The organism is Psychrobacter sp. PP-21, from assembly GCF_033790785.1.
Classification (GTDB): Bacteria; Pseudomonadota; Gammaproteobacteria; order Pseudomonadales; family Moraxellaceae; genus Psychrobacter.
This window is the reverse complement of the sequence record NZ_JAMYEB010000031.1, coordinates 1-10,899: the sequence shown is the minus strand read 5'-3', so window position 1 is coordinate 10,899 and position 10,899 is coordinate 1. Positions and strand designations below refer to the sequence as shown.

7 protein-coding genes and 1 pseudogene are annotated in these 10,899 nt (G+C 37.1%); 3 read left to right on the top strand and 5 right to left on the bottom strand.

The genetic code is table 11. The features are described 5' to 3' along the window. Positions 1 to 135 precede the first annotated feature (135 nt). Entirely contained in the window at positions 136 to 1,623 is a 1,488-nt protein-coding gene (locus NJD71_RS13125) for a DUF1998 domain-containing protein (protein ID WP_319052361.1), read from the top strand. Positions 1,624 to 1,933: 310 nt separating this feature from the next. Here the strand turns inward: NJD71_RS13125 and NJD71_RS13120 are convergent, their stop codons facing one another. The 5 genes from NJD71_RS13120 to NJD71_RS13100 form a co-directional block, all read right to left on the bottom strand. After that, positions 1,934 to 2,227, bottom strand: coding sequence for a hypothetical protein (locus NJD71_RS13120; RefSeq protein ID WP_201600733.1), 294 nt, complete (start codon positions 2,225 to 2,227; stop codon positions 1,934 to 1,936). Continuing rightward, positions 2,220 to 2,741, bottom strand: a complete 522-nt coding sequence (locus tag NJD71_RS13115; protein ID WP_319052360.1) for a class I SAM-dependent methyltransferase — start codon at positions 2,739 to 2,741, stop codon at positions 2,220 to 2,222. Before NJD71_RS13115 ends, NJD71_RS13120 begins: the two co-directional genes overlap by 8 nt. A gap of 153 nt (positions 2,742 to 2,894) precedes the next feature. Further along, positions 2,895 to 3,962: an HNH endonuclease gene (locus NJD71_RS13110; protein ID WP_319052359.1), complete on the bottom strand. Its 1,068-nt coding sequence runs from the start codon at positions 3,960 to 3,962 to the stop codon at positions 2,895 to 2,897. A gap of 314 nt (positions 3,963 to 4,276) precedes the next feature. Further along, complete coding sequence (locus NJD71_RS13105; protein ID WP_319052358.1) at positions 4,277 to 5,554, bottom strand: McrC family protein; 1,278 nt, start codon at positions 5,552 to 5,554, stop codon at positions 4,277 to 4,279. After that, positions 5,551 to 7,929, bottom strand: a complete 2,379-nt coding sequence (locus NJD71_RS13100) for an AAA family ATPase (RefSeq protein WP_319052357.1) — start codon at positions 7,927 to 7,929, stop codon at positions 5,551 to 5,553. Before NJD71_RS13100 ends, NJD71_RS13105 begins: the two co-directional genes overlap by 4 nt. Before the next feature lie 551 nt (positions 7,930 to 8,480). On the opposite strand from NJD71_RS13100, the gene NJD71_RS13095 reads away from it, so the two are divergent. Together NJD71_RS13095 and NJD71_RS14045 are read left to right on the top strand one after the other, a co-directional pair. After that, entirely contained in the window at positions 8,481 to 10,739 is a 2,259-nt protein-coding gene (locus tag NJD71_RS13095) for a hypothetical protein (protein WP_319052356.1), read from the top strand. Between the two features lie 90 nt (positions 10,740 to 10,829). Next, positions 10,830 to 10,899: pseudogene (locus NJD71_RS14045) on the top strand (transposase); the annotation flags it as partial.

Here is a 10,899-nt window from a genome sequence, read left to right as displayed (position 1 = left end):
GCTATCTTTTTAACAGCTTCAGCTTTGAATGCTGCACTATAGGTTCTGATTTTCTTAGTCATGATAAACTCCTCATTGAGTCGTTAGTTTACCAAGTTTGGTTCTACAGTTTTTTCAGCATAGCTCATTCAGACTTTGTCAGTTGCTTTTAGAAATGCATTAGCCTCATGTCATGGTATTAATGCAGAGGAGCTTGGCTTTGGCATTAAGCAAGTTGAAGTTGATACAGAGGTTGCTTACGCCATCAGTATTTATGATAAAGCAAGTGGTGGTGCAGGATTCTCTAGCACGGCTCATCAGTATTTACATAAGCTATTCGAGCATGCAGAATCAGTCTTGATCTGTGTTGATGAGTGTGACACAGCTTGTCATAGTTGCTTATTGTCTTATGACACAAGGTTTATCAGTCATAAGTTAAATCGAATCAAAGCACTAGACTATTTAAAAAGTCTAAAAAACTTACTAGAGCTTCCAGAGTATGCCAAGGCTTTACTACCTGCTGCAACTTATTGTGGACAGGATATTGATGATAGAATTGCACATTACTTTTTACGCGGATATAAACAACTGAGACTATATTTACAGGGAAATCCCAGCGATTGGAATCTATCTGAAAGTCTATTCGATAAAGTTGCTCATTGGGATTATAACGGTAATGAAGTTCTTATCGCTATTAACAGTAAGTCAATAAACAGTCTTGACGATATCTCCAAGTTACAGCTAATAGCACTAAACGCTTTCAGCAAAGTAAAACTAATGACTTATAAAAACGATGACCTATTTCTCTCTAATAACTATCTTCTACAGATGATTAATGCTGAAACATATACCGATCTAATAACATTGGCAACTACTGATAAAAACACCTATGTCCCAAATACTGATTTCTGGCAGATGGAATCTGATGTCATATTAGTAGAGTCAAAATTACCTGAATTACTTTCAACGAAGCTTCTAGATTTAGATAGACTAAAGCCAAATGAAGACAATGATACTCGGAAAATCGAGATATATAATGAGCTAAACGGTCCAATAAAAGAATTTGGGTCAAAGTTTTGGCAAGCTATGCGAGAATACAAAAATCTTGATAATCAACTTTCAAATAGAGTTGGTATTGAAAAAATTGAGTACTCTGATCGTTATCTAGTAACACCATTAACAACTTTATTAATAGGTGAGATAATATATGGGATTAAGTCTATGTATGACAAAGATAACGATTGGACTAATCCAAAAGTAATCATTAAGACTACTGAAGCTAGTAATAATAGGAATTCATTTATGATAGATCATAATTGGAAGAGCTCTAGTGATCAGGAGAAAGTTCAAAACAACTTCTTAGAAAAGCTAGGGTTGGATGCCAATGTTGGCCTATATGATAAGAAAAAACTTAATCATCGTAGACATCTGAAAGTATTCTGGGTAGACAGCTCTGTTACAGTCATTGTATTAGATCAAGGTGTTGGCTTCCTAGAAATCCCTACGTCATATAAGTTTGATTTCAATTCTAGCCCCCAAGCTCAAGCATCTAGCCTTCTTCATATTAGCCAGTTAAGTGTGCCTTTAGAGGCTGAAGAAGGTAAAATTCACTATGCTTATATTGAACATGTTCAGACTAACTAATTACTATTAATGTATCGGTACTTTATTAGAAACGCATCTTATGGGGCGTTTCTAATATATAGTTAATTTACATAAGAAATAGTACGGTGGTAATCCTCCAATAAACAACATGAGCTATGCTTGAAAAACCATAGTGTACCGCCCCACTTTATCGGAGATTGGTTTACTGCTTAAATAGGACAGTGTTGACTCTTACTTAGCTGAGACTTGTCAGCAGGATTTGAAACCTTCTTAAATATACTTATACAGTCAAACTAGACCTTTATAATGAAATCGAAAACGATCATCTTACTTTGCGTGTTGCATTGATTCATACAATTGACACTGACGCTCTTGGGACGCTTGATTCAGATGGCATAATCAGCGCTTCATTTATATCTATCGTATCGACATACGTTGCCTTGCCTGTGAGAATTGAGCGTAATACTTTATTGGCATCACTCTCAGGCAAACGTTCAATCATAGCTGCGCACTTATCAATGTCTGCCAACTGTAGTTTAATCATTATTTGGGCATCGTAATAAGATTTAGAATAACCATTACTCACCGCCAGACAACATAAAGCCACTAATGCTTCAGGGCTGGCAAAAGGTGTATTAGCCACACCAAAACTTTACAGAACTTCTAATAGGATTATTTTCTCGTTTGATCATCACATTAAACCATGCATTTTTATAGTCGACTCTTTTATCGGCCGACAACCAGATATCGCATTCAATTGCTTGCAGTATCTTAGAAACAATGGTTGCCCAACGTGCTTCATTCATATCACAAAAGAAGCGCTCCTCATCTACTCTCTCCCCTTCTTCATGTTTAAATGCCAAGTACATTACTCCATCATCAGTCAAGGTTTCTAACAATGACTCTATAATGCAAGGTAGTTCGAGAAAAGGTGCGTGTAGCAATGAGGCACAAGCCCAAATGCCAGTAAACTTATTTTCCCAAGCCTGCTTTTCAATACCGCTAAAGTCTAAGTGAACCCAACTAATTCTGCTCGACATATGATGTTGCTGAGCCCACTCAATCAACTCGGCGCTGGCATCTATCGCTGTTACGTCATAACCCTGTGTAGCAAAGTAATTCGCATCCCTACCTGAGCCACAGCCGACATCTAACATACATTACGTGTCGGTTTGAGGGAGCTGATTAAGAAATAGCTCGTATAAATCCTGCATATCTATGTTTGCCGTTTGCATGGCACATTCAATGGCATTTTCATCATAATAATTAAGAGTGCTTTTGGAGGCTTGTTTGGTCATAAAGTGGCATATCTATTTATCGGCTCGAAGCTGTGGCAGTGCATCAGGATTAATTGGCCGCAACTTTATACTTGGTTCTGGTGACCAGACTAGCTCCTCATGTTCCACTGCTATTTGATAAGCCCACTGGCTGATTGTTTCAGAGCGAAGTTGATTGGCCATAAAACCAATAGTTTTCGCTTCCTGCTCAATCATATGGCCGTGTTGTTGATTGCGTTCTAGCCACTTTTCATAAAATAGCTCTTCAGCCAGATAATCACGCTTACTATTATTGCAGCTATGATCCGTAAGTACGAAGTTATGAATCGTATCAATTGGATATTTCGACCAAGGAATAAAGTGATCAACTTCGATATTGTTTCTCAAGGGTTTATGACAATAGAAGCACTGCCCCTGCTGAGTATCAATCAGTATAGGTATTAATACTTTTAGATTTTGGCGCGATTGATTGAACAAGAACTGCTGCAAATCAATATCATCACTAAAATGTATTTGGTTACGACTGTTCTTACGTACGAACTCTGTCCAGTATTGCTGGCATAGCTTGTTAATTATTTTACTAAAGCGTGTAAAACAGTATGCAATACCAGGCTTTAAAGTTATTACCTTTGATTTTGAGTCATAAACATATAAGAACTCATGACTAACTTTGTCCTCCGCACTTTGCAGATATCTGGCAGGGTACTTTTTGATAGTTGAAGCGATATCTTTTATAGTCGATTGCCATAGTTTGATATTTTGTGTGCGAGCCATAGTTAGGCTGGTTGTATTAGTTTTATGCTGCAAATTTAGAATGCTATTAATAACACTAGCCTGCCCTGTTGTACTGCTTTGTCTGAGTACAGAATCACTACTTTGATCCGAGTATGGTAATGCTTGTGTCCAGTAAAGCTGTATAAACTGATCTGCTAACTGCTCATAAGAAATACTGTGCTCACTGTCATCATTAATTCCAGACTCTATAGACAGATTAACCATTGCCATTAATAAGGCAAATTTACAGGTCGAGGTATAGGAGCTAGATTCAAGCAGCCACTGAATACGTCTTAAAAAGTTGAGCTGGAATTCTGCCGTAGGCACTATAACAATCCTCTAAGAGCACAGTAACTCACTCCAATAGAATTGGTAACTGTGCTGTAAAATATCTCTATATCAAATTGATGGAACCTTATCAAACAATAGTTTTTGGAGATGTCTGTCCTAAACTATTCTTCTTATACATAACAGCGCTTATAGTAATATTTAATTAGCTCAGTTGGTAGAGCTTATACCTTGCACACAGCATGTTGGTGGTTCGAAGTCAGTCATCATTTATTATTCTTTTAGCAGCGTGGGAAAAGATGCTAAAAACGACTTAAGCAGATTTATGAAGGAAATCAGTATGAACTACAATTTCAAACTTGAGATAAAGACGGGAACCTTTCTATCCATTTACCCGTGATTACTTTATCAGTTTCAATACAAAATGGTATGGCCCATAGTCTCAACTCTTCTGCTAAATAAAAGCATTCCAAAGGTGTTTCGAACTGATGATGCTTAGGATAAATAAGCATCATGTCCCCATACCCGTTCAAATATTTATGACCATAAGCAAATAACTGATAAATATCCGACTGACTGATATTGAAATTGTTATCACTGTCATTGAAGCTTATTAACTTCCATTTGGTATCGAGTACATGGTAATTTTCCGTTTCTTTACTGATTACTAGATCAGGCCTTAATTGAAAGCGCGATTTTAAATTTTCTTGGTCATTCACCATATGCTTATCAGAAGCTTGTGTTGTTAGTTGCCAGGATGCTTTGATATCTCGTCGTAGGCAGCTTGCTACATACTTCTCGAACAAAATTTCCATTGGGAATAACAATGCAATACCGCGGTGCTCTCCCTTTTGAAAGTTTGGATTAAGCTTTTCAAGTATTAGTTGGCACCATGGCTTTATCGCTCGGTAGGATTGCAATACTTTGATGTCTGACCACTTATACATTGAGTTTAGAGGCTCTCTAAGACTCGTTATAGGGTCTAAGATGTGTGAGAGTTCATTAGCCAGTCGCCAGTTCTCAGAACTCCTACAGTGCTGCTGTACGTAATCCAATGCTGTTTTGATTAGTTGGTTCTCAAGTCGATTTGGACGATAGACATCATGACGAATATGAAAAAGATGAGCTCGGCCAACCGTTTGCCTTTGTTGAACTGTAATATCAAGCTGGCCACGAATAAATCTACTTTCTTCTTCAATTCTTTGATAGTCAAATCTGAGCCCAGACGCTACCAGTTCCTTTAGCAAATATAAAAACTGGTAGTATATCCACTCATGAATAGGTAGGTTCATTCGATTGAGACTGGCAGATTGAGCCTCTTTATAGGATAGGTTTAATACGGAGCTTAGCATTTTGCATAAGACCTCTCTGCTCTTATCTGACTCTTGAGCACCTAATCCTGTCTTTGGTAGTATCTCAATACCTTCGCCGCAAGGACTTTCCAAATAACCTACATAAGAGTGAAGCTGCAAGTATTGTGGACACTTATAAGTAATAAACCGTCCATAGCTCTCTTTTTCACTCAATTCAACTAACCAATCAAAAGTTTCTTGTTTGATAATAGCTAAATCTAAGCTAGATGATATTGTCTGATCGGTAGTTAGCTGAGCATACTCTATGACTTGAATCATGCTTTGCCATCCGAAGATTCAGACTTAGGCTGGATTAATATTTTCTTATAAGATTCAGGGTTGTTAAAAGCACTCTCATTAATATAATAACGACGATCGTTCAGACCCTTGATGCTACTATGGAATAACTCTCTAACTTTTGGAAAAACACTTTCTGTTTGAATGAATTTGTCAGCATGAAGTTTACTAGGATCATTCAATACCCAACCAATACGCTCCCAGTCCGAGAAGAAATATTCTTGCAGTAAAGGGATAATTCGTCTCTTAAAAATATTACCTAATTCAATTTCTTTTTCATCATCTGAATACAAGTCTTTTAAAGACCAAAAATACGAGTGACCTATGGTGTGCTCACGATCTAACAGCACTTCAATACGCTGATTTATTACTGTTAATACTTCAGATACAGCAATACCATGAACTGTTATGCCATCTAATAGTTCAGGCTTAGGTAATAGCTCAATAAAATCAAATCGACGCCGTAATGCTAAATCCAGCTGTGCAAGAGATTTATCAGCGGTATTCATCGTGCCCAGTACGTAAAGATTTGAGGGTACTGAGAATTTCTCTTTAGAATAAGGTAGTATCACTTCGCGCGCATCTGTACCACCTTTACGCTTATCAGGCTCAAGCAAAGTAATAAGCTCACCGAAAATACGAGATATGTTACCGCGGTTGATTTCGTCAATAATCAGTACGTGATTTTTTGAAGCTTTTGGCGAGTTACTTATAGACTGGCTATCTAGTGAATAACCTTTATTTTCTAAGCTTTCAGCCAAATCATTCCATGTAAACCTATCAATCTTATAACAAGTTTTTTGAGTTAAGTTCGTATTGTTATTTAAGGTATATATATCAAAATTAATATCTCGTAGAATCCAATTCACCTTGCGAGTATGGTGAAACTCTGCGAGACCCTTAAAGCTTGTATCAAAGACATAGTCTGACGTGACGATACCAACAGCTCGTATGGTTTTCTGATCCTCAAGGCAAAGCAACACATCTCCAATTTCAATATTTTCAGAAAAATCTTTAATAGAAGACCTGTCATTACTACCCATACCTTTTAAATAGTCTTTCTCTTGTTGACTACGCTCTGATAAATTAGTACTTAAATCACCCGTATATCCCCAACCTATACGAGCCTCATTATTATCAAAACAATACTTACGTAGCTCTTTCTGATCTGAATCACCTAATGATATCTTCCAAAATTTTGGTTTTTCAGCTAACCCTTCTATTTTATTTCTAGTAACTATGTTAGCCGCACGGTCTGCAATCTGTTTGAATATCCCGTCTTCTATATCGTAGGAAATTTGCTTTGTTTCGTCATCAGTTTTTGCCCGAATTCCCTCAACAAAGTCTTCGTAAGCAAAGCTTTGATGAAAGGTAGTGAAAGCTATACGCTGTTCTGATACGAGCTCATCGTACCTTTCCTTAGTAACGTTCCTCTGATCATCAAGATTTAAATCTTGTTCTTCCAGTTCAAGATACCATTCGGGATCTGTTAAGCTAACAGCCCGCCATGTGGTTGAGTAGGTTTTACCTGTACCTGGGGGTCCATAGAGAATCTGATTAGGAGAACTATAATTAGAAATATTCGCGACTAATGGTCCATTTAACTCATCATTAGAACTAGCATCAACTGTCACTTTCTTTGGTTTAATGCCCAACTTATCACTATAAAGAACTGACATAAACTGATGCGGAGTGAGATCTAAATTATGTTCTTTTTTAATAGCTTGGTATACATCAGTAAGTATTAATAAGCGTTGGATTACATTTTTATAAGGAGGTATTTCCGATTCAGGAAGACCTAACGCTTTCAGAAAATGCTTGATATGAACGGTAGAGGAAATAGGTAGGATAATGTCAGGATTGTATATAGATACTAAACGAGCACGACGTCCTGCTCCCATAACACACCTAGGCTCTATACCTGCGCGATCATATACCTCATTATCTTGGTCAATCCAAGTGATATCAGCGTTAACGTCAGCATCGATTATCACCTGATGTATCTTAAGAACATAACTTAATGCGTCATCGTCACTTAAGTCGCTCAAGCTTTGATGCTTATATAGTGTTCCATCTTTTTGTAGATATAGTAGATGACCTCTCGCCGTGCCCGGCATATAACGACCAAATATAGGCTGTAGACCGCGCTCTATCCATCGACAATAATTATCTGTGATAGATCTATGACCTAAGCAGTATTGCTCCTGAGTTAATTCCGTTATTTTCTTTTTTGGAAACTTGCTTAAAAACTCTTCATAAAGCTCTTCAACACCTTCTGGTCTACTTGTAATCGCATCGTCTTGGCTTAACTCAATAATCTTCGATACTAAATCACTATCTATTTTTGTTATATCCATACTGTTAGTTCCTCTAAAAAACTCAAATATATATAGCTAAAAAACATCTTATGAAGCATTTAATCAAAAATAAAAATTTTCGCGGCACTAACCCAGTGGAGCTTGAAGCTACTATTTGTCAATATTGTTAAGCCACTCAAGGCATACACAGAATAGGAGCGACACCATGAGTAAGTCTACACAAGCAAAGCCAACTTCGAACCAAGGCAACGGTGGGAATTGGCCAACTAAGAACGGTTCAAGCAATTCGTCGGGATCAAATCGCGGAAATGCAAAGCCTAAATAAATTCAAATATAATCAATTTGGAGAGGCAGATGCGGTAGCAAGCCATATCTGCTTTCAAAAATATGAGATATTCGAGCAACAAAGATTTTAATCATCATATAAAGCGTCTAATAAAGCAAGGCTGGTTATTTAGAAAGAAACGAAAACACAATCAGATCGTTGCACCATGTGGACAGTCTGTTACTTTTTCTAAAACGCCAAGCGATCATAGGGCACTTAAGAATTTTATCAATGATATTAAACATGCAAAAGAAGGATATGTGTAATGAGCAATACAAGCATTAAGAAAACCCCTTATTTCCTCCCTGCTGAAGTAGTAAGAGCTATTGCTAGAGCTATTGATAGCAAGAATGATAGTGAATCGTTAGATAACAAATGTCATGATCTATATCTAAGTAAGAATGAGCTTGACCAGCTTATCAATATACATATACATAAAGTTATCGAAAAATTTGAACTAAAAAGATCAGTTGAGAACGAGCTTAAGTCTTTGATTGCCCAAATGTTTGACGATTATCTGAAGGTAGTAGCAAACTACGGTCTATCAGAGCGAAATAGAGATGATATTGGACCTTGGATAATTGAAGCCTTCTTTTGCCCTCACTTAATTAATATCGTCTCTTTTTTAGGGGTAAGAACAAAACCCTTTCAAAAATCTGACTATCTTGAGCTAATGACCGATACCTCTACAAGCTTGGAGCTTGCTTTTAAAATAGTTAAAAAACGGGTTAAAGGTTGGAGTGCCTTTTATGCAGGTTTACCTAAGGGCGATAAAGATAAGATTACGGCGTGGCGGCGTGGCGATGACCTGCCTAGTTATAGCAGTTTGCTAGCAATTCTTAATCCTAAACACCATGACATGTCAAAAAACGTCTTAGCCTTCTTAATAACAGCTCGTGCTATTGGTTACTTTAAAAGACATAATGATATTGAGTTATTAACTCAATATTTTAAGTCGCCTAAATCTCTTGAAGCTCTAATGGTTCAATTCGAAGACTTACTATTAGCACTAAACGAGAGTGATATGCAATATGTAGCCACTCTATATCAGAAGAAAGATGAGCAGTTTCTTCATCGACCTTCTACTATTATTTTAGAACTGCTAACTTATAGTTTAAGCAGTTTTTCGAAGGATGAAATAAAACAGGCCAAAGAATATTTTGTTAATGCATTCGAGCTGAGCCTATATCGGTCAGGACATTTATGCGAGCGGATCATTGAAGTTGGTTTAGTTATCGCCAGCTGGCAAGAAACCCCTGATATGAGCTTAATATCAAAGCTAAAAAGCGTTCAAAATCTATATGGCTATACTTTACCTACGATAATGACTGAAGATACCAAACGCAAGAAGGAAAACCTAGTCGAAGACTGGGAGATCAATATGTGGCGAAGCAATGCGCAAAGGGTATTCAATGATTTTAAAGTTGAACTACCCGAAAAATATGCTGTGTACTCATCGATTCTACCCGTATATTTGGATGCAAAAGAGCTAGAGCTAGATCTTAAAAAACCCAATAAGAAAGTAAAGCTAAATGACAATAGCAAGCTTCATAGAGATAAGAATAAGAAGAAGCAAGTAACGACACAACTCATCTGGAATACGTTGCTTGAAGACCTAAATGCTGTTAATAAACTCTTGCAAGCTGGTGCTGACATCAATATCCTCTCTGATAACAATGAATCAGCTTTATTGATTGCTTTGCAGTATATGAATTTAACTGAGATTCATGAACCAGACGATAGCTTTTATCAAGCGCTTAAAAATTTGGAATATACGCCAAAGACAATCAACGCGGTAACCGCTAAAAAGCATCTTTTCCCATTATTAAGTGCAGTGCAGACGGGACGACCTGATGTCGTCGAACATATTCTAAGCCTAGGAACAGATGTTAATCAAAAAGGCGGCAGTGGTCATCTAGATGCTTTAACTATGTGCCTATCTTTAATAGGAACAATTAAGAATTCAAAACTGCTACTTAACCAGTTTAATATGATGGCTAAAGACCCAAAAGTCGTAATAGAAAAAATGAGCGACTTTGAGTTTTCTACCTTCATCAGAGATACACAGGGTAGTATGGGTTTTAATAGACAACAGGTGACTCGGCATCTTGCTCAAAATATGAAAAACTCAAACGCAATGGCTATTCGTAAAGAGGTATCTGAAGTTTTTAAAGAACAAACTCAGGCAAACTACGAGTTATTCGATTTGAACAAAATGCGAAAAATAGCAAAGCTACTAATTGATCGAGGTGCAAATCCTAGCGCTAGATATGACTGGCATGGCATCGATGGGTACACTCCATTCTTATTAGCTTGTGAGATTAATGAAGCTGAACTGGTCTCTTATATGTTGGATAACGCTAATGAGTATTCAAAAGATGACATTATCAATACGGTATATAGAGATTGTAGAGATGGTCAAGCTATTGGTTATGAGAGAGTTTGTAAGTATTTTAAAGCTTATGATGTATTGGAGGTTATAGATAGACACCTGACTGTGAGTAGCAGCGAGAGTATAATTTAGACAATTTTTTAGCCTCAGGTTCTCGTTTTACTTGGGGAGTTTCCTAAAAACTGTGTAACTGCTTATAATCCATTAACAGGAGAATAAGCAATGACGACTCAATCTGACATTAAAAAACTAGCCGAGCAAATGGCTGGTAGCATGAACAGCTTCGATGACA

Bases quoted from the DNA above. Each gene is read 5' to 3' on its own strand.
- NJD71_RS13115 (WP_319052360.1), bottom strand. From the start codon at position 2,741: ATGTTAGATGTCGGCTGTGGCTCAGGTAGGGATGCGAATTACTTTGCT.
- NJD71_RS13105 (WP_319052358.1), bottom strand. From the start codon at position 5,554: ATGATTCAAGTCATAGAGTATGCTCAGCTAACTACCGATCAGACAATA.
- NJD71_RS13100 (WP_319052357.1), bottom strand. From the start codon at position 7,929: ATGGATATAACAAAAATAGATAGTGATTTAGTATCGAAGATTATTGAG.
- NJD71_RS13095 (WP_319052356.1), top strand. From the start codon at position 8,481: ATGAGCAATACAAGCATTAAGAAAACCCCTTATTTCCTCCCTGCTGAA.